Here is a 20866-nt window from a genome sequence, read left to right as displayed (position 1 = left end):
GGGAGGGAAAAATGAATCAAGAAGTCTTACTACAAATGATGAGAGCCACCATTCCTCGTGATAGAGCCTTGCTTGAGGCGTTTTTATATTACCAAGCTGAGCATTTTGATGAGGAGTGGGATAGTCTTATTCGTCAGTTTTTAACCAATAGACAAGCAAACATCAGACCTGTTCAGGTACTTCACTTTGAGACAGATGTTTCAGCTTTTGTCCAGGCTAGTCCTTATGATACTGCTCATGATCTATTGACCTATACACAAGTATTCGGCCAAACTGGTCTCCAAAAACTCGACAAATTATCGCCGTCTGAAAAAGACTTGGTGATAGAAGTGGCCTTGTTTAATCTGGCCACTCGTTTTCAATTATTGGATTCCAATGGACACTATCAAACTATTTCACCATATTCTCTATTACAAAAGAGTAGGGGAGCAAATTTGGTCAATGTTTATCGTGTGGCTAATAATTTAGCGGATAGGATCAGCCGAGATATTGAGCAGTTTCTCTTGACTTACGAGCCTGAGCTTGAAACAAGAGCTGATGAAACTGTTGATGAGCATAAAACAAGTGTTCAGCAGGCAATATCTTTTCGAGAAAAGGGCACTCTGGTTATTGCTAGTTTGGATGTAGATTTATCTCAACTGGATGTTCAAACAGGAAAAACCAGTCATTTGCCAGCTTATGAAGAGTTATCTTTACGACGTAAATTTGAGATACTAACATATTTTGACCAAATTCGAAATGAACGTTCAAAAGTCCCAAGTTTTAGACGAGGTGATTTTGACACTGAAATGGAAATGACACCAGTCTTTGAAGGAGAAGAGTTACTTACCTATCTAGAGGCTGATGGCAGTCCCTATGAGCTGAAACGAACACTGACTACAGTCGAAGAAAAGGAATTAGAAAAAATTGGACAAGCCATTAGGATAGAAAATCAAGAAAAATTGACTCAAGTGGGGATTGAGCTATCTCAGTTTGACCCAGACCAAGTCGGTATTTTATTGGATGCGGCAGGTCGTTTTCGTTTGAAAAATGCGGATTTGGCTTTACTAGGTGGCTATCCCAAAGCCTCGGTAACTCAACTAGCCCTTGCGACAGAACTACTCCAAATGGGACTAAGTCATGAAAAGGTTGAATTTTTCTTTGGTAGTCAACTATCTTTAGAAGAGTTGCGACAGGTTGCTTATGCCTTTTTACACCAAGAACTCAGCAGAGAAGATGCGGAGCAATTTGAAAAAGATAAAGGTAATCAGCCAGATTTAACCCTTAGAGATTGGAAAAGCAAGCTAGAGAAAGCTGAGACGAAAGAAGTAGTTGATGAAGAATTCGCGGAAAATCCACTGGTTCAGAGAGTCTTGGACACTTATCCTCTGGGGTCATTGGTTTCCTATAAGGGACAGGACTTTGAGGTCGTGTCCGTCAGCGATGCTCGATTGAACGGTTTGATTCGGATTGAGTTAGTCAATGACTTTTCGGATATCATTGAACAAAATCCAGTTCTTTATGTGAGGACCTGGGAAGAAGTCAGTCAGGCACTTCATCAGCCAAAGGCAGAACCACAAACAGAGTTAGAAGAAGCGGACCAAGAACTAAATCTTTTTTCATTTCTGGAAGAGGAGCCAGTTCAGAGTATTGGACTATTGGAACCAGATGGTTCAGAAAAAGGTCATAACGATACTGATCTTGAAGAAACAGATAATCAAATTCCTGAAGAGGAAGTCGTCGAAACAATTCCAGAGATTCCAGTAATGGACTTTTATTTTCCAGAAGATATGACGGACTTTTATCCAAAGACTGCTAGAGATAAGGTTGAGACAAACATTGCGGCCATTCGTTTGGTTAAAACACTTGAAACGGGACACCGTCAGGCAAGTAAAAATGAACAAGAACTCCTTGCCAAGTATGTAGGCTGGGGTGGACTAGCCAATGAATTTTTTGATGACTATAATCCAAAATTTTATAAGGAACGAGAAGAACTGAAAAGCCTAGTCACAGGTAAAGAGTATTCGGATATGAAACAGTCCTCTCTGACAGCCTATTACACAGACCCAGCCCTGATTCGTCAGATGTGGGATAAGTTGGAAAGAGATGGTTTTACAGGTGGCAAAATCCTAGATCCTTCCATGGGAACAGGGAATTTTTTTGCAGCAATGCCCAAGCACTTAAGAGAAAAGAGTGAGTTATATGGTGTGGAATTAGATACTATTACAGGAGCTATTGCCAAACACCTTCATCCAAATAGTCACATTGAAATTAAGGGCTTTGAGACGGTGGCTTTTAACGACAATAGTTTTGATTTGGTGATTTCAAATGTGCCCTTTGCCAATATTCGAATTGCGGATAACAGGTACGATAGGCCTTACATGATTCATGACTACTTTGTCAAAAGGTCACTTGATTTGGTCCATGATGGTGGACAAGTAGCGATTATCTCTTCCATAGGAACTATGGATAAGCGAACAGAAAACATCTTACAAGATATTCGTGAGACAACTGAATTTTTTGGTGGGGTTCGACTGCCTGATTCTGCCTTTAAGGCCATTGCGGGAACGAGTGTCACAACGGATATGTTATTCTTCCAGAAACACCTGAACAAGGAATATGTGGCAGACGACTTAGCCTTTTCAGGTTCCATTCGTTATGAAAAGGATAGTCGCATTTGGCTCAATCCTTACTTTGATGGAGAATACAATAGCCAGGTGCTAGGAACCTACGAGGTCAGAAATTTTAATGGCGGAACACTTTCTGTTAAGGGGACTAGTGATGACTTGATTGCAAGTGTTGAAACAGCTCTACATCAAGTAAAAGCCCCAAGAAAGATTGATAGAAATGAGGTCATCATTAACCCAGATGTGTTGATCAAACAAGTCAATGATACCTCCATTCCAGCTGAAATGAGGGAAAATCTAGGTCAGTACAGTTTTGGTTATCAGGGGTCTACAGTTTACTATCGAGATAACAAAGGCATTCGAGTCGGAACCAAGACGGAAGAAATCAGTTACTATGTCGATGAAGAGGGCAACTTCAAAGCATGGGACACCAAACATTCTCAAAAGCAGATTGATCGCTTTAATGCCTTAGAAGTGACTGATAACACTGCTCTGGATGTCTATGTGACCGATGATGCAGCCAAACGTGGTCAGTTTAAGGGGTATTATAAAAAGACAGTTTTCTATGAAGCTCCATTGTCTTATAAAGAAGTGGCACGAATCAAAGGAATGGTCGATATTCGCAATGCTTACCAAGAAGTTATTGCCATTCAACGCTATTATGACTACGATAAGGAGACCTTTAACCACTTGTTAGGCAAACTCAATCGTACCTATGATAGCTTTGTCAAACGCTATGGGTATTTGAATAGTGCTGTGAACCGCAATCTTTTTGATAGTGATGATAAGTATTCGCTTCTTGCTAGTTTGGAAGATGAACGTCTGGATCCAAGTGGAAAGTCTGTTATCTATACTAAATCCCTTGCCTTTGAGAAGGCTCTAGTGCGTCCTGAAAAAGAGGTTAAAAAGGTACATACTGCCCTTGATGCCTTAAATTCGAGCTTGGCTGACGGAAGAGGTGTTGATTTCGATTATATGATGTCTATCTATCAGGTTGAATCGAAGATGACCTTGATTGAGGAATTAGGCGACCTCATTATGCCTGATCCTGAGAAGTATTTGAATGGAGAATTGACCTATGTTTCTCGCCAAGACTTTCTGTCAGGGGATGTCGTTACCAAGTTAGAAGTGGTGGACCTATTTGTCAAACAAGACAATCAGGACTTTAACTGGTCGCATTATGCAGGGTTACTTGAGACGGTCAAACCAGCACGTATTACTTTAGCAGACATTGATTATCGAATCGGTTCACGCTGGATTCCTTTGTCTGTTTACGGAAAATTTGCCCAAGAAACCTTTATGGGGAAAGCCTATGAATTGTCAGACCAAGAAGTAGCAACAGTCCTTGAAGTCAGTCCCATTGACGGGGTTATCACTTACCAATCTAAGTTTGCCTACACCTATTCCAACGTAACGGATAGGAGTTTAGGTGTCCCTGCTTCACGCTATGATAGTGGTCGAAAAATCTTTGAAAACCTCCTGAATTCCAATCAACCAACCATCACAAAACAAGTTGTTGAAGGGGATAAGAAAAAGAATGTGACGGATGTGGAGAAAACAACAGTCCTGCGTGCCAAGGAAACACACCTACAAGAACTCTTTCAAGGTTTTGTAGCAAGGTATCCAGAAGTCCAACAGATGATTGAAGACACATATAATAGGCTTTACAATCGTACAGTATCAAAGTCCTATGATGGTAGCCATTTAACCATTGATGGACTTGCCCAGAATATCTCCTTACGTCCCCACCAAAAGAATGCCATTCAACGGATTGTGGAAGAAAAACGAGCTCTACTCGCCCATGAGGTAGGGTCTGGAAAAACCTTGACCATGCTTGGAGCTGGTTTCAAGTTGAAAGAACTAGGAATGGTGCATAAACCACTTTATGTGGTGCCGTCTAGTCTGACTGCACAGTTTGGTCAAGAAATTATGAAATTTTTCCCAACCAAGAAAGTCTATGTGACCACCAAGAAAGATTTTGCCAAAGCCAAACGTAAGCAGTTTGTGTCCCGTATTATTACAGGGGACTATGATGCCATTGTCATTGGAGATTCACAATTTGAAAAAATTCCAATGAGTCGTGAAAAACAGGTCACCTATATCAATGACAAACTCGAGCAACTCCGAGAAATCAAGCTAGGAAGTGACAGTGATTACACGGTGAAAGAAGCGGAACGTTCGATTAAGGGATTGGAACACCAGTTGGAAGAACTCCAAAAACTAGAGCGAGATACCTTTATCGAATTTGAAAACCTTGGAATTGATTTTCTTTTTGTGGATGAAGCTCATCACTTCAAGAATATCCGTCCAATCACAGGACTTGGCAATGTCGCTGGCATTACCAATACCACTTCTAAAAAGAACGTGGATATGGAGATGAAGGTGAGACAAGTTCAGGCAGAGCATGGAGATAGAAATGTCGTTTTTGCGACAGGAACACCAGTTTCTAACTCTATTAGTGAACTTTTCACCATGATGAATTACATTCAACCTGATGTTTTAGAGCGATACCAGGTATCTAATTTTGATTCCTGGGTTGGGGCTTTTGGGAATATTGAAAACTCTATGGAACTAGCCCCGACAGGTGATAAATACCAACCTAAGAAACGGTTCAAGAAATTTGTCAACTTGCCCGAACTAATGCGTATTTACAAGGAAACCGCCGATATTCAGACTTCTGATATGCTTGATTTACCTGTACCTGAAGCTAAGATTATTGCGGTGGAAAGCGAGTTAACGCAAGCTCAGAAATACTATTTAGAAGAACTGGTAGAGCGTTCAGACGCTATCAAGTCAGGTAGTGTCGATCCAAGTAGAGATAATATGTTAAAGATAACCGGGGAAGCTAGAAAACTAGCCATTGATATGCGGTTGATTGACCCTGCTTATACCTTATCAGACAATGAGAAAATCCTTCAAGTAGTCGATAATGTCGAGCGGATTTACCGTGAAGGAGCTGAATACAAAGCCACTCAGATGATTTTCTCTGATATTGGAACACCTAAAAGTAAGGAAGAAGGCTTTGATGTCTACAACGAACTGAAAGCTTTGCTGGTTGATCGAGGGATTCCAAAAGAAGAAATTGCCTTTGTCCATGATGCCAATACTGATGAGAAGAAAAACTCTCTCTCACGAAAGGTCAATAGCGGAGAAGTACGGATTCTCATGGCTTCTACGGAAAAAGGGGGAACAGGATTAAACGTCCAATCACGTATGAAAGCAGTCCACCATTTAGACGTTCCCTGGAGGCCGTCTGATGTAGGACGGATTTTGCGGACATTCAAAATAAAAAAGAATGTGATATATTAATCACAAATCACAAATCACTTATCACAAATCACAAGTGATTTGTGATTGTTGATGATAAAATAAGAATAAGAAGAAATAGAAAGAAGTGAGTGATTGTGGGAAATTTAGGCGCACAAAAAGAAAAACGAAATGATACACCAATCAGTGCAAAAAAAGATATAATGGGAGATAAGACGGTTCGTGTTCGTGCTGACTTGCACCATATCATAAAATTTTGTATAATAGGAATTGAAGTTAAATTAGATGCTAAAAATTTGTAATTAAGAAGGAGGGATTCGTCATGTTGGTATTCAAAATGCGTAATGTAGATAAAACATCTACTGTTTTGAAACAGACTAAAAACAGTGATTACGCAGATAAATAAATACGTTAGATTAATTCCTACCAGTGACTAATCTTATGACTTTTTAAACAGATAACTAAAATTACAAACAAATCATTTAACTTCTGTATTTATTTACAGATGTAATCACTTCAGGAGTGATTACATGAACAAAAATATAAAATATTCTCAAAACTTTTTAACGAGTGAAAAAGTACTCAACCAAATAATAAAACAATTGAATTTAAAAGAAACCGATACCGTTTACGAAATTGGAACAGGTAAAGGGCATTTAACGACGAAACTGGCTAAAATAAGTAAACAGGTAACGTCTATTGAATTAGACAGTCATCTATTCAACTTATCGTCAGAAAAATTAAAACTGAACACTCGTGTCACTTTAATTCACCAAGATATTCTACAGTTTCAATTCCCTAACAAACAGAGGTATAAAATTGTTGGGAATATTCCTTACCATTTAAGCACACAAATTATTAAAAAAGTGGTTTTTGAAAGCCATGCGTCTGACATCTATCTGATTGTTGAAGAAGGATTCTACAAGCGTACCTTGGATATTCACCGAACACTAGGGTTGCTCTTGCACACTCAAGTCTCGATTCAGCAATTGCTTAAGCTGCCAGCGGAATGCTTTCATCCTAAACCAAAAGTAAACAGTGTCTTAATAAAACTTACCCGCCATACCACAGATGTTCCAGATAAATATTGGAAGCTATATACGTACTTTGTTTCAAAATGGGTCAATCGAGAATATCGTCAACTGTTTACTAAAAATCAGTTTCATCAAGCAATGAAACACGCCAAAGTAAACAATTTAAGTACCGTTACTTATGAGCAAGTATTGTCTATTTTTAATAGTTATCTATTATTTAACGGGAGGAAATAATTCTATGAGTCGCTTTTGTAAATTTGGAAAGTTACACGTTACTAAAGGGAATGTAGATAAATTATTAGGTATACTACTGACAGCTTCCAAGGAGCTAAAGAGGTCCCTAGCGCCTACGGGGAATTTGTATCGATAAGGGGTACAAATTCCCACTAAGCGCTCGGGACCCCTTGTAGGAAAATGTCCTAAGTGTGGCAACAATATTGTATTAAAAAAATCGTTTTATGGTTGTTCAAATTATCCTGAATGTACCTTCACTTTAGCTGAACATTTTAGAAAGAAAAAACTCACCAAAACAAATGTAAAAGAATTACTAGAGGGAAAAGAAACCCTGGTAAAAGGAATCAAAACGAAAGATAGAAAGTCCTACAATGCCGTTGTAAAAATCGGAGAAAAGGGATATATTGATTTTATCTCTTTTTCAAAATAAGCATAAAAGCCCTTTAAAGAGGGCTTTTGAGGTAACAGACAATGGCAAAGACAATTTTTGAGGAAATGGGCGGCAAATACGAAAGGCAAGGCGATTATTTAATACCGTGCTTAACTGTACCCGCCGAAGAAGAACAGCCGATAGGCATCTGGGGACAGCGGCATTTGGATTATCTGAAGCATCACTGCAAAGTTACATACACCAATCTTCTTACAAGCGGCAGGCTAAACGCCTACCTTGCCGACATCAACAGACAGGCACAGGAACGCTTTGAAAGGCTCATAGAGGGTATGAAACAGGCACAGGGCATAACGGAACAGCTAAAGGCAGAAAACGCCTTAGAATGGACAGGATGCCTCAATAACATAAGGGCTTGTGCGAGGGAGATTGTGGAAAAGGAAATTATTTTTGCATAAACAGATGATTAGTGGCAGGGGGAAATCCTGCCGCTTTTTCTGCTTTAGTTTGTCAGCTTGACAAATAAAGGGTTAAGGACTTGACAAATAAAGGGTTAAGGAATATAATTAGATTCAGTATTATACAAGGAGTTAATAAATATGCGGCAAGGTATTCTTAAATAAACTGTCAATTTGATAGTGGGAACAAAAAGTAGCAGTCCCGTTTCACTTTTAATATGGGGCTTAGTTTTTTGTACCCAGTTTAAGAATACTTTTATCATGTAATTTTATATGCCCGAAAACATATAAGTGTTTTGGGGCTATTGGAGTTATTTACCCAGTGATAGGAGTATTTATCACTGGGTATTTTTATGCCCTTTTTTGGGTGTTGATAGGAGGAAAATCACATGAAAATAATTAACTTAGGCATTCTGGCTCACGTTGACGCAGGAAAGACAACATTAACGGAAAGTTTATTGTATACCAGTGGTGCAATTGCAGAACCAGGGAGCGTAGATAAAGGCACAACAAGGACAGATACAATGAATTTGGAGCGTCAAAGGGGAATCACTATCCAGACAGCAGTGACATCTTTTCAGTGGGAGGATGTAAAAGTCAACATTATAGATACGCCAGGCCATATGGATTTTTTGGCGGAAGTATACCGTTCTTTATCCGTATTAGACGGAGCAGTATTATTAGTTTCTGCAAAGGATGGCATACAGGCACAGACCCGTATACTGTTTCATGCACTACAGACAATGAAGATTCCGACAATTTTTTTCATCAATAAAATTGACCAAGAGGGGATTGATTTGCCAATGGTATATCAAGAAATGAAAGCAAAGCTTTCTTCGGAAATTATAGTGAAGCAAAAGGTTGGGCAGCATCCCCATATAAATGTAACGGACAATGACGATATGGAACAGTGGGATGCGGTAATTATGGGAAACGATGAACTATTAGAGAAATATATGTCAGGGAAACCGTTTAAAATGTCAGAACTGGAACAGGAAGAAAACAGGAGATTCCAAAACGGAACGTTATTTCCCGTTTATCACGGAAGTGCTAAAAACAATCTGGGGATTCGGCAGCTTATAGAAGTAATTACAGGCAGGCTTTATTCATCAACGCCCAAAGAACAGTCTGAACTATGCGGGCAGGTTTTTAAGATTGAATATTCAGAAAAAAGGAGGCGTTTGGCTTATGTGCGTCTGTACAGCGGCGCATTGCATTCGAGGGACGTTGTCAGAATATCAGAAAAAGAGAAAATAAAAATTACAGAGATGAGTATTCCTACAAACGGTGAATTGTGTTTAGCAGATACGGCTTACTCTGGTGATATTGTAATTTTACCAAATGATGTTTTGCAGCTAAACAGTATTTTGGGGAACGAAATACTGTTGCCGCAGAGAAAATTTATTGAAAATCCGCTCCCTATGCTCCAAACAACAATTGAAGTAAAGAAATCCGAACAGCGGGAAGTGTTGCTTGAGGCACTTACAGAAATCTCAGATGGCGATCCTCTTTTAAAGTATTACGTGGATACTACAACGCATGAGATTATACTTTCTTTTTTGGGGAATGTGCAGATGGAAGTCATTTGTGCCATCCTTGAGGAAAAATATCATGTGGAGGCAGAAATAAAAGAGCCTACTGTTATATATATGGAAAGACCGCTTAGAAAAGCAGAATATACCATCCACATAGAAGTCCCGCCAAATCCTTTCTGGGCTTCTGTCGGGTTGTCCATAGAGCCGCTCCCTATTGGAAGCGGAGTGCAGTATGAAAGCAGAGTTTCACTTGGATATTTAAATCAATCGTTCCAAAATGCGGTTATGGAGGGGGTTCTTTATGGCTGCGAGCAGGGGCTGTATGGATGGAAAGTGACAGACTGTAAAATCTGTTTTGAATATGGATTGTATTATAGTCCTGTAAGTACCCCCGCAGACTTTCGGCTGCTTTCCCCTATCGTATTGGAGCAGGCTTTAAAAAAAGCAGGGACAGAACTATTAGAGCCATATCTCCACTTTGAAATTTATGCACCGCAGGAATATCTCTCACGGGCGTATCATGATGCTCCAAGGTATTGTGCAGATATTGTAAGTACTCAGATAAAGAATGACGAGGTCATTCTGAAAGGAGAAATCCCTGCTAGATGTATTCAAGAATACAGGAACGATTTAACTTATTTCACAAATGGGCAGGGAGTCTGCTTGACAGAGTTAAAAGGATACCAGCCAGCTATTGGTAAATTTATTTGCCAACCCCGCCGCCCGAATAGCCGTATAGATAAGGTTCGGCATATGTTCCACAAGTTAGCTTAACAGCTTGCAAAAGTCATATAAAATGAGATTTGAAAGGATTAGAGACTAATTATGATGAAATGCGAATGGATATTGTGTCCTGTTTGTGGGAGCAAAACCCGTAATAAAATTAGGAAGGACACTGTTTTGGAGAATTATCCCCTTTATTGTCCAAAATGCAGACAAGAAAGATTGATTAAAGTTGACAACTTGAAGATAACTGTCATCAAAGAGCCAGACGCTTAAGACGCAGAGCCGATGAAATTGTGGAACAATTCACGAATCATCGGCTCTTTTTGTTTCGTATTTGAAAGAACAAACTCACCAAATAAAAAAAACGATATTCGGGTGGGTTATTTTGTTATACCCTAAATTACCCTCTGAATTTGTTTTTAAATTTGGAGGGATTTTTTTATGTTCTTTTTTCGGGCGGTTATTCATCTGCTCATACGAAGTAAAATTTATCAATACATAGCATATCAGAGAATGGCAGGAAACCAGTTAAAAAAATTTCTGCCAGTGCAGCGGTACTTCTCACCTTGAAAGTGGAAGTACAATCTCCATACAACAGAATTTGTATTTCCCATAACCGTGAAGGTCACAGAGCCTTTGCGGTTTTTCTTTTGTCGTTTTTTGTTGGAAAGTGCCGCAGGGCTGTTTCTGGTGTGCGTTGCCGCTCCCCGCCTCTCCATCTGGATTTTTACATTTCAAAAATTCAGATTGGAGGTATTAGCGGTGAAATACGCACCAAGAAAAGTATATATCAAAGAAAGCGGCGGCTATGTGGAACTGTCCTATACGGATTTCTGCCGCCGCAGGCAAGCCGACAAGGGATATATGGACAAGCTGTTTATCCCCGTCCAAGGTTGTCTGCTTGAAGTCGTAAGGGAGCAATATGCGGACTTCTACCGTGACAGGGAGCGGTGGCGTTACCTGCAAAAATTAGATGCGAGGAACAGCCTGCTATCTCTGGACGGATTTACGGACAGCGAGGGGAATCCTCTGGACTTTATCGCTGATGAAGCGGCGGACATTGCGGAAACCGTTGTCAATGCTGTTATGGTGGACAGGCTGAAAGCCGCCCTGCCTTTGTTGTCGGATAGTGAGCAGGAGTTGATACAGGCAATCTTTTTTGACGGACTTTCCGAGCGTGAAGTCGGGGCGAGGTTAGGCATAACCCAGAGCGTTGTGAACAAACGCAAAGCCAGAATCCTAAGAAAACTAAGAAAGATAATAGAAAATTAAAATTTAAGGCGTTCAGCCCCCTTGTTTTTTCCTTTGGGAAAATGAGGGGGCTTTTCTCTGCCCTCTCAATCAATTCTGATTGGAGGAAGTAAGAATGGCATACAACCACGGACGGGAGGACAGGAAATGGCGTATCTGGAAAGAAGCGGAGGAAAAGCTGCTGCGTGAGTGCGGCGTTGATGAAGTGACCATTGAGCAGATACGCATAGCGGACAGGGCAGACTTCAATTCCAACAGGCGGTTTTACCGATGGACGAATGACGTTGCGGAATACCTTGAGGACATGGCAGACAGGGAGCGGCAAGCGGAGGTGAATACAGTTGCGGAGTTACTGGACGAGATTGAGAGCGAAAATCTCTATCAAGTATTAGTCACGGTGGACGGGCGTACCTTGAAAATCGTCCTGCTGAAAATGCAGGGGTATTCCACAAAGGAGATTGCCCCACTTGTGCATTTGACGACTGGTGCCATCTATGCGAGGTTAGACCATCTGCGGAAGAAGCTTCGGAAAATTTTGTAAGCGTCTAATACATCCCATTATTCTGCGGGCTACTGGGTGGGGAGTGGAATCTCCCCGCTTATTTTTGGCAGGAGGAAAACGGGATGGCATATAAAGCTAAGGCGTACACGCTTCGGGAGGAATCCACGGAAAGCGGTATAAGGTATTTTATCAGTTTTAAGGACGGGCAGGGGGAACACCACGAACTGGAAGTATCCGAGCAGTTATTCTTTGAATTTCGGCAGATGGAACGCAGGAACAGGAATCTTCTCCAATGGGACGAGCGGCACAGGGAGTTTTCGGAAGTATGGGACGAAACGCTGAACAGGCGGGCGTTAAAGCTGCCTAAGAGCATTGAGGAACAAATGATTGAAGCAGAACGGGCGGAACTGCTCTGTAAGGCGGTTGACAGACTGCCAGAGATACAAAGGCGACGTTTCCTGCTCTACTACGAGTATGAGTTCAATTTTTACCAAATCGCCGCTATGGAGCATTGCACCGCTTCTGCAATACAGAAATCCGTTGCTGTTGCAAAGAAGAAAGTAAAAGCGGAAATGAGGAAATATCTCCAACCATGACCGACACCGCCCGAAAAAGAAATCTGTTTTTTATTTGTGTGGGATTGGCGGTATTACATACTCTCACTTTTTTCGTGGGAGTAAATCTATTTTTAAGGAGGTCAACGCCTATGTGCAACAAAAACAAGATAACTGCCCGAAAGGAGGAAACCCATGCAGAAGTTACAGACAGTCAACGCCGAAACGCTCCTTTATGAGCCGCTTGAGAAGCCGTCCTTTGTGGTGGACAGCCTTATCCCCACAGGCTTGTCGCTGTTCTGCGGCTCACAGAAGATAGGCAAGAGCTGGCTCATGCTGAAGCTGTGCTTATGCGTGTCGCAGGGAATCCCCTTATGGGACATGACGACAATGGAGGGCGATGTGCTTTACCTCTGCCTTGAGGACACGTTCTGCCGCATACAGGACAGGCTGTTCCGCTTGACGGACGAAGCGAGCGGGCGGCTTCATTTTGCCGTGGCAAGCTGCAAGCTGTCAGACGGTCTTATCGTGCAGCTTGAGGATTATCTGAAAGACTATCCAGACAGCAGGCTCATTGTCATTGATACCTTGCAGAAAGTCCGTACAGCTTCAAAAGACAACGCCTATGCAAGCGACTATGGGGACATCTCCCTAATCAAAGATTTTGCCGACAGGCACTCTCTGGCGGTCATTGTCGTACACCACATCCGAAAGCAGAATGACAGCGATGTGTTCAACAAGGTGTCTGGGACGACAGGCTTAACGGGGAGTGCGGACGCTACCTTTGTTCTGGAAAAGGAGAAACGGGCATCTGACACCGCCAAGCTGTATGTAACGGGCAGGGACACGCCCTATCAGGAATACACGCTCCGTTTCCGTGATTGCAGTTGGGAACTTGTGGAGAGGAAAACGCAGGAGCAGCTTGCGAAAGAAACGATACCAGATGTCCTTTTTCGGTTGGTGGATTTTATGAGGGATAAGGAAGAATGGGCAGGCACGGCAACGGAGCTGTTAGCCGCTATGGGGGAAACGGAAACCATACCCACGGTGATTACGAAATGGCTGAATGAATATCACACCACATTTTTAAGCGAGAACCGTATCTGCTACCAGTACAGCCGCAGGAAAGACGGCAGGCAGATTGCCCTTGCAAGGAGGGCGGGTGACAGCGGTGACGGCGGTGACAGCGATATTGGGATACCCCCTGTTACTGTCATTGACGCTTAAAGCCATGTAAAGTTGGCGGCTCTGCCCTGCGGGTGACAGCGGTGACGGCAGTGACAGTGATTTTAGGATACCCTGCCGCTGTCATCCCTACGGGAGAACACCCCGCAAACGCAAAATGCAGGCGTGGGATTCACCCGCCCTTTTCGGGCGTGTAAAATCACCCCTGCGGTCAGAAAAATCTCTCCGATTTTTCCGACTGCGTTTACAGGGTGTAACACACTACACTTTGCCCTGCAAAGAGCCGTGTGCCAGACGTTCCCTCTGGACTCCCTTATGGCAGGTCTTACGCCCTGCTATCCTACGCCTTGCGGCTTCGGATAAAAGAACGGCGGCATGACGGTTACAGCTCTTGCGAGGGAGTATCCCAAAAACACCGTCACCATCGTCATGACCGTCATGCAGGGGATAAGGGTGACAGTTACGGCAATCGGCAGGGGGCATCCCAAAACTGCCGTCACCACCGTCACCGCTGTCACCCAAAGGGCAGTTACCCGCCGAAGAAAGGAAGATGATGGATTATGCCCTATGCAATCCTGCGTTTCCAGAAACGCAAAGCGGGCGGCGTTGCGGCTTGCGAACGCCACAACGAGCGGAAGAAAGAAGCCTACAAAAGCAACCCAGATATCGACATGGAACGCTCTAAAAATAACTATCATCTTGTCGCACCGCCAAAGTACACCTATAAGAAAGAGATTAACCGAAAGGTAGCCGAAGCAGGGTGCAGGACAAGGAAAGACAGCGTGATGATGGTGGAAACGCTCATCACGGCTTCACCAGAATTTATGAACCAGTTACCGCCCGAAGAACAAAAAGCGTATTTCCAGACGGCTCTTGACTTCATTTCGGAGCGTGTTGGAAAGCAGAATATCCTCTCCGCTGTCGTCCATATGGACGAGAGAACGCCCCATATGCACCTCTGCTTTGTGCCGATTACGCCAGACAATAAGCTGTCAGCGAAAGCTATCTTAGGCAACCAGAAATCATTATCCGAGTGGCAGACCGCCTACCATGAGCGGATGTCCTCACGGTGGAATCAGCTTGAACGGGGGCAGTCCTCAATGGAAACCAAGCGGAAACACGTCCCCACATGGCTCTATAAATTAGGCGGCAGGCTTGATAAACAGTATGAAGAAATCGTGTCTGCCCTATCCGACATCAACGCCTTTAACGCAGGGAAGAAAAGGGATAAAGCGTTAGATTTACTCTCTGCATGGCTGCCAGACGTGGAGAAATTCTCTAAGGAAATCGGGAAACAGCAGGCGTATATCGACAGTTTGAAAGAGAGAATTGGGCAGGAATCAGACTATGCGGGGCGTATGCGTGATGAAAAGTACGAGCAGGAACTAAAGGTGCAGAAAGCGAATCAGAAGATATTTGAATTGCAGAGAACCAACGAGCAGATGGGGCGGCTGCTGTCAAAAATACCGCCCGAAGTGTTGGAAGAATTGCAGAAAAATCATAGAAGCAGAGCGAAAGAAAGGTAGATATGTGAATGAAGAAACAGGATTTTAAGGTGTTAAAGACCAAAGACTTGTACCCGTTCCCCGACAATCCGTTTCATGTGGCAGAAGATGAAACACTGTCAGAGTTAGCGGAAAGCATCAAGGAATTTGGCATTGTCACGCCGATAATCACACGCCCGAAAGAGGACGGGGACGGTTATGAAGTGATTGCAGGACAGCGGCGTGTCCGTGCTTCTGAACTTGCAGGGATAAATACCGTGCCTGCGTTTGTCCTGCCCTTAGACCGTGACCGAGCCATCATCACCCTTGTAGACAGCAATTTGCAGCGTGAGAATATCCTGCCATCGGAGCGGGCGTTTGCTTACAAGATGAAATCCGAAGCCATGAAGCGGCAGGGTTTCCGCACAGACTTAACCTCGTCACAAGTTGTGACGAAGTTGCGGACGGACGACAAGGTGGCACAGGGCTTCGGCGTGGGCAGGATGACCGTGCAGCGTTTTATCCGCCTGACGGAACTGATACCGCCGATTTTGCAGATGGTGGACGAGGGGAAAATCGCCCTCACGCCTGCGGTGGAACTGTCCTTCTTGAAGAAAGACGAGCAGGAAAACCTCTTTGCCACGATGGAGAGCGAAGAAGCAACGCCCTCACTCTCACAGGCACAGCGGATGAAACAGTTAAGCCAGAGCGGGCGGCTTGACATGGATACGATATTTGCGATTATGACGGAGGAAAAGGGCAACCAGAAAGAAACCTTGAAAATCAACACAAGCAAGCTGAAAAAATACTTTCCGAAGAACACAACGCCGAAGCAGATGGAGGAAACCATCATCAAACTTTTGGAGCGTGAGTTGCAGAGGAAACGCAACCGTGACAGCCGCTAATCTTCTTTTTTCGGGAAGTAAATACAGAGAGTTGAGGTATGGAGAATGAGAGAAATCCAGTATGAAATCGTAAAGGAAATCGCAGTATTGTCTACGGGCGACAGTGGCTACACAAAGGAAATCAATCTCATTTCATGGAATGGGAAAGAGCCGAAGTATGACATCCGCAGCTTTTCCCCGAACCGTGAAAAGTGCGGCAAGGGAATCACGCTGAACGCTGATGAAGCGGCGGCACTCCTTAAAGCATTACAGAAAGAATTAAACAGCGAGGATTAATGGTATCTGATTGGCAGGGCGGGGACATTTCCAAACTCTTCCCTGCCCTGTCTGGAAAGGAAGATTTAAGTATGGGCGAGGATAAGAAAGCAGATAAAAAGAGAAAGCGTATCGTGCCAAAAGCACCAGTGCAGATGATAATCAGCCGTGAATATGTCGGCACACAGACCGTTACAGAAGCGTTTGTCCCGATTATCTCCGAGGATATTCGGAAGAAGATTGCCGAGGGCGACACCTTCGACAATGAGGGGCTGTCCGCTTAGAATGTACGCAATGGGACATGAAAACAGATAGGACAGATACGGAGGTTTTACAGTATGGCAGGAATCAAAGAAGAAAAGAAAATCTATTTAGTCGGCATTTATTGCCGCTTATCTAAAGACGATGGTACGGATAACGAGAGTGCGAGCATTGCGACACAGAAATCCATCCTCACGGATTATGTGAAAAAGCAGGGATGGCACATAGCAAAAACGTATGTGGACGATGGTTATTCTGGTACAAATTTCCAAAGACCAAGTTTCCAGAATATGATAAAAGACATTGAAAGCGGTCTGATAAACTGCGTGATTACGAAAGATTTATCCCGTCTGGGGAGAAACTATCTTGATTGTGGGTTATATCTGGAAGTTTTCTTCCCAGAGCATAACGTGAGGTATATAGCGGTCAATGACGGCGTAGATACCTTGAATAAATCTGCTATGGACATCACGCCTTTCCGCAACATTTTAAACGAAATGTATGCCGCTGACATATCTGTTAAGATAAAATCGGCATATCGGGCGAGGTTTCAACAGGGGAAATTCATGGGAACTACCGCCCCTTATGGCTATATCAAAGACCCTGCCGACCACAACCATCTGCTGATAGATGATAAAGTGGCACATGTTGTAAAAGAGATATTCGACCTTGCATTAAAAGGGAATGGAGTTGCCAAAATTTGCAGACATCTTAATAAACAGCATATCCTACGCCCTGCCGCTTATGCGGCGGAGCGTGGCGAAACAGGCTTTGAACGTCATTTTGAGGGGAACGAGGACAAACGCTATATTTGGAGTGGGAACAGCGTGAGGAGCATTTTAAGAAGCCCGATATATGCGGGAAATCTTGTAGGCTACAAACGGATTGCCGCCAATATGAAAAGCAAGAAACGCCCCTCTAAGCTGCCCGAAGAATGGGAAGTGATACCCAATACCCATGAGGGAATAGTCACGCAGGAGGAATTTGATATTGTCCAACAGCTTATTACAAGTCGTAGGCTTCCACAGAACAAGGGAGGATTTGTAAATATTTTTGCAGGCGTTATCAAGTGTGTGGACTGCGGATGTGCTCTGCGGGCAATGAACGTACACAGGAGGAAACGCCCAGAGATTATCGACTGTGTACAGTATTCATGTAATAATTATGCAAGAAACGGAAGAAGCGAGTGTAGTGCCCACAATATAGAAGCAAGGGATTTATTCAATGCCGTTCTTGCCGACATCAACTGTTTTGCGGATATGGCAGTGAATGATGAAAAGGCGGTCAGGGCCATAGAAAAGCGGCTCACGGAAACAGACCAGAGCAGGGCGAAAGCATTAGAGAAAGAACGTAAGAAGCTGAACAAACGCCTTGCGGAACTGGACAGGCTGTTTTCCTCTCTCTACGAGGATAAGGTCATGGAGCGTATTACCGAGCGGAATTTTGAGATGATGTCGGGGAAATACCAGAAAGAGCAGCTTGAAATTGAAGCAAGGCTGAAAGAGGTGACGGAAACTCTTAATGAAAGCTACGAGAAATCACGGGGAATCCGTGACTTCCTCGCCCTTATCCGAAATTATCAAGGCTTAAAAGAACTGGATGCAACAGTTATAAACGCACTCATAGACAAGATACTTGTTTCGGAGCGTGAGAAGATGGCAGACGGAACAGTGAAGCAGGAAATCAAGATTTACTATAAATTCATCGGCTTTGTCGATGAATTACATATCATACCTACAAAACGGTGGGCAGCAATGCCCGCTAAAAATTGTACGGTGTGCGGCGTTGAATATGTCCCGGGCTCTGGTGCATCAAGGTATTGTCCTGCTTGTGCCAAGAAGATACGGAGGGAGAAATCAAACGAGAGCAAACGCAGGAGCAGAGAACAGAAAAGGATAGCATGTATGAACTGTCCGCAAAAAATGACCGACTGAACTACAACAAGTGAGAACAACTAGCAGGAGACATTCTTCTGCTTTTTTTATAGGGAGACAAGATGACACGAATTAAAGCAGTAAAACAAAAGGCCATTTTAAATGTGGCTGAAAGTCTGGGTTATTCCTTCAGACGTTTATCAGGACACATTTATGAACACCCAGACCATGATTCCTTTCGGATTTTTGCGGATACCAATACTTTCAAATGGTTTTCAAGAGATATACAAGGGGATGTGATAGACTTTGTTCAATTAGTGGCAGGTGTTTCTTTCAAAGAGGCTGTGTCTTATCTTGAAACTGGAGATTTTGAACTGACCAAAGTAATAGAAGAGGTTTATCAACCGTTTCAATATTATTTGCGTGAAGAACCCTTTCAGCAAGCACTTACTTACTTGAATGAAGTTCGTGGCCTAAGTGATGAGACTATAAATACCTTTGGTAGACAAGGATTGCTTGCTCAAGCTACTTATCATTCGGAGTCAGCATTAGTGTTTAAAAGCTTTGACCATAATGGGATCTTACAGGCCGCAAGCCTTCAAGGTCTCGTCAAAAATGAAGAAAAGCACGATCGAGGTTATCTCAAAAAAATCATGAAAGGATCTCATGGCCATGTCGGTATTAGTTTCGATATTGGGGATCCTAAGCGACTCATTTTTTGTGAATCAGTTATCGATATGATGAGTTATTATCAGCTTTACCAAAAGCAATTATCCGATGTTCGCCTGATTTCAATGGAAGGTTTAAAACTTTCTGTGATTGCTTATCAGACCTTGCGTCTAGCAGCAGAGGAACAGGGGAAATTGGCATTTCTAGATACAGTAAATCCAAGCAGACTTAGTCATTATCTTCAGGCAATACAAGAGACGACAACCTTCTACCAAACTCATTCAAATGCATTAACATTGGCTGTTGATAACGATGAGGCAGGAAGAGAATTTTGTCAGAAACTGTCAGATAAAGGACTTCCGCTTTCTCAAGATTTACCACCATTGCAAGGACTTGAAACAAAGTCAGATTGGAATGATATTGTGAAACAGCAGAGTGAACTATCCTTAAGTGATTGTATCCAAACAGCCCAAGCACAAGTTAATAAGAATCATCCTCCACCTAAACGAGAGCGTGCTATGGAATTGTGATAACAAAATCAAGTCCACTATCATAATCTAGAAAGTGACAAGGAGGACACCCTATGAGTGTGATTGAACGTCTGGCTGAAAAAGTAGCTAGACAAGAAGAAAAAGTCTCACGTGAGACTGAGAAATTGGAACACTATCGAGACCAACTACAAACAGCTATGTACAGTACCTTTATCAAACGGCAACAATCTAGTCAGTTGTCATTTCATGAAGCACTAGAGCAAGCCTTTGGTAAAGAAACCACACTACACTCAGATTACAGAAATGAGGATATAAAATGAGTAAAACTTGGAATTTTGATCAGCCACTAGATGATGTGAAACCAACATCTTCCCATGAAGAACGAGCAAAAATTGCAGCACTTTTCCATAAACAGGATGAAAAACCAATTGAAGAAGTAGATTATGTGGCTGCTTTTGAACAGCAACAAAAGGAGTCAGAATCTAAAGATGTACAAACGCTCGCATCAACCGTTAAACAAAGTCAGCCGAAGAAGGTAAATATCACAAGTGACTATAAACAACACTTGGCTGATACCATTGCACAAAACAACAAGGATATTTCCGCCTGTCAGAAGCAAATTGAAGAACTTCATCAATTGATTGATGAAAAGAAAATCCAAAATAAAAAGTTGCAGGCTATTTCAGTAGCCATTGATGATTTATAAGTCAGGTAGTCCTATGAAGGCTACCTTTTTACAATTGAAGGAGAAGATAATGAAATTTTTTCAAAAGAAAAAACAGAACCAGGATCAATTTAAACGACTGATTCATCGACTATCTGAGATGTCAGATACTGAACTAACCAAAGTAGAACAACTCCTAGATGTGGTTTTTGATACAAATTTTAAGCCTGATAAGAACGTTGAATTATCTCAAAGCGTTATAACCGATGAGGAACAAAGTCTTGATAAGTCGATCCAAGAAGCGAAAAATAAACTTAACATGGAACAATTGGAAAAAAACATTGAGAAATTTAGACAAGGTCGGCGAGAGAGCAATAATAACAAATAACAGACCAATTATTTTGGCCTGTTTTTTGTAATATGTGTCATCGTTGAATCAAACGAAGTAAAAATATTTCTTGCTTAGTAGGAGGTGTTGTGGTATAATTTAGTTAGATTAGAAGTCATCGAAGGTACAGCAATG

The 20866-nt window shown here is 42.5% G+C and carries 19 protein-coding genes and 3 pseudogenes; all 22 read left to right on the top strand.

The features are described 5' to 3' along the window. The first annotated feature begins 11 nt into the window (after window positions 1-11). The 22 genes and pseudogenes from AC4CS8_RS05920 to AC4CS8_RS05815 all read left to right on the top strand — a co-directional run bounded on the left by AC4CS8_RS05920 (window position 12) and on the right by AC4CS8_RS05815 (window position 20731). Window positions 12-5915, top strand: coding sequence for a helicase-like domain-containing protein (locus tag AC4CS8_RS05920; protein ID WP_493892367.1), 5904 nt, complete (start codon window positions 12-14; stop codon window positions 5913-5915). Window positions 5916-6004: 89 nt separating this feature from the next. After that, window positions 6005-6127, top strand: a pseudogene (locus AC4CS8_RS05915) (peptide-binding protein); the annotation flags it as partial. Between the two features lie 68 nt (window positions 6128-6195). After that, window positions 6196-6279, top strand: coding sequence for a 23S rRNA methyltransferase attenuation leader peptide (locus AC4CS8_RS05910; RefSeq protein WP_013641314.1), 84 nt, complete (start codon window positions 6196-6198; stop codon window positions 6277-6279). A gap of 124 nt (window positions 6280-6403) precedes the next feature. Continuing rightward, window positions 6404-7141 carry a 23S rRNA (adenine(2058)-N(6))-methyltransferase Erm(B) gene (gene erm(B), locus AC4CS8_RS05905; protein ID WP_002321849.1) on the top strand — a complete coding sequence of 246 codons (738 nt, stop codon included), beginning with the start codon at window positions 6404-6406 and terminating at the stop codon, window positions 7139-7141. 169 nt (window positions 7142-7310) lie between these two features. Beyond that, window positions 7311-7571: pseudogene (locus AC4CS8_RS05900) on the top strand (topoisomerase DNA-binding C4 zinc finger domain-containing protein); the annotation flags it as partial. Window positions 7572-7612: 41 nt separating this feature from the next. Then, on the top strand, window positions 7613-7987 hold the full coding sequence (locus tag AC4CS8_RS05895) for a TnpV protein (protein WP_044681971.1): 375 nt from the start codon (window positions 7613-7615) through the stop codon (window positions 7985-7987). Window positions 7988-8376: 389 nt separating this feature from the next. Continuing rightward, window positions 8377-10296 carry a TetM/TetW/TetO/TetS family tetracycline resistance ribosomal protection protein gene (tet(O), locus tag AC4CS8_RS05890; RefSeq protein WP_248029508.1) on the top strand — a complete coding sequence of 640 codons (1920 nt, stop codon included), beginning with the start codon at window positions 8377-8379 and terminating at the stop codon, window positions 10294-10296. A 51-nt stretch (window positions 10297-10347) separates the two neighbouring features. Next, window positions 10348-10521 (top strand): cysteine-rich KTR domain-containing protein, encoded by a 174-nt coding sequence (locus AC4CS8_RS05885; protein ID WP_002779755.1) that lies wholly within the window; start codon window positions 10348-10350, stop codon window positions 10519-10521. A gap of 345 nt (window positions 10522-10866) precedes the next feature. After that, a complete protein-coding gene (locus AC4CS8_RS05880; protein ID WP_004852858.1) occupies window positions 10867-11520 on the top strand; it encodes a sigma-70 family RNA polymerase sigma factor in 654 nt (217 codons plus the stop codon). 94 nt (window positions 11521-11614) lie between these two features. Further along, complete coding sequence (locus tag AC4CS8_RS05875) at window positions 11615-12040, top strand: RNA polymerase sigma factor (RefSeq protein ID WP_000323896.1); 426 nt, start codon at window positions 11615-11617, stop codon at window positions 12038-12040. 83 nt (window positions 12041-12123) lie between these two features. Then, a complete protein-coding gene (locus AC4CS8_RS05870; protein WP_000323521.1) occupies window positions 12124-12597 on the top strand; it encodes a sigma factor-like helix-turn-helix DNA-binding protein in 474 nt (157 codons plus the stop codon). Window positions 12598-12750: 153 nt separating this feature from the next. Beyond that, a pseudogene (locus tag AC4CS8_RS05865) lies at window positions 12751-13775 on the top strand (AAA family ATPase). Window positions 13776-14027: 252 nt separating this feature from the next. Beyond that, window positions 14028-14294: a hypothetical protein gene (locus AC4CS8_RS05860; RefSeq protein WP_162495498.1), complete on the top strand. Its 267-nt coding sequence runs from the start codon at window positions 14028-14030 to the stop codon at window positions 14292-14294. Between the two features lie 6 nt (window positions 14295-14300). Continuing rightward, the gene (mobV, locus tag AC4CS8_RS05855) at window positions 14301-15266 is read left to right on the top strand and encodes a MobV family relaxase (RefSeq protein WP_044991835.1); all 966 of its coding nucleotides are present in this window, start codon (window positions 14301-14303) and stop codon (window positions 15264-15266) included. Window positions 15267-15274: 8 nt separating this feature from the next. Then, window positions 15275-16129, top strand: a complete 855-nt coding sequence (locus tag AC4CS8_RS05850) for a ParB/RepB/Spo0J family partition protein (RefSeq protein WP_000743700.1) — start codon at window positions 15275-15277, stop codon at window positions 16127-16129. Between the two features lie 45 nt (window positions 16130-16174). Further along, entirely contained in the window at window positions 16175-16405 is a 231-nt protein-coding gene (locus AC4CS8_RS05845) for a YdbC family protein (RefSeq protein ID WP_001206986.1), read from the top strand. Next, window positions 16405-16668, top strand: coding sequence for a hypothetical protein (locus tag AC4CS8_RS05840; RefSeq protein WP_000253176.1), 264 nt, complete (start codon window positions 16405-16407; stop codon window positions 16666-16668). The genes AC4CS8_RS05845 and AC4CS8_RS05840 overlap by 1 nt, the downstream gene beginning before the upstream one ends. 54 nt (window positions 16669-16722) lie before the next feature. After that, entirely contained in the window at window positions 16723-18579 is a 1857-nt protein-coding gene (locus AC4CS8_RS05835; RefSeq protein ID WP_001820670.1) for a recombinase family protein, read from the top strand. 62 nt (window positions 18580-18641) lie between these two features. Continuing rightward, window positions 18642-19718 (top strand): DNA primase, encoded by a 1077-nt coding sequence (locus AC4CS8_RS05830; protein WP_493892366.1) that lies wholly within the window; start codon window positions 18642-18644, stop codon window positions 19716-19718. A 53-nt stretch (window positions 19719-19771) separates the two neighbouring features. Next, on the top strand, window positions 19772-19999 hold the full coding sequence (locus tag AC4CS8_RS05825; protein WP_002935073.1) for a DUF5965 family protein: 228 nt from the start codon (window positions 19772-19774) through the stop codon (window positions 19997-19999). After that, window positions 19996-20385, top strand: coding sequence for a DUF5945 family protein (locus AC4CS8_RS05820; RefSeq protein ID WP_002935071.1), 390 nt, complete (start codon window positions 19996-19998; stop codon window positions 20383-20385). The genes AC4CS8_RS05825 and AC4CS8_RS05820 overlap by 4 nt, the downstream gene beginning before the upstream one ends. 49 nt (window positions 20386-20434) lie before the next feature. Beyond that, window positions 20435-20731: a hypothetical protein gene (locus AC4CS8_RS05815; RefSeq protein ID WP_172095065.1), complete on the top strand. Its 297-nt coding sequence runs from the start codon at window positions 20435-20437 to the stop codon at window positions 20729-20731. The last annotated feature ends 135 nt before the right edge of the window (window positions 20732-20866 follow it).

Source organism: Streptococcus sp. NSSLK0004 (assembly GCF_059039125.1).
The sequence above is the reverse complement of the archived record's forward strand: the minus strand, read 5'-3'. Positions and strand labels throughout refer to the sequence as shown.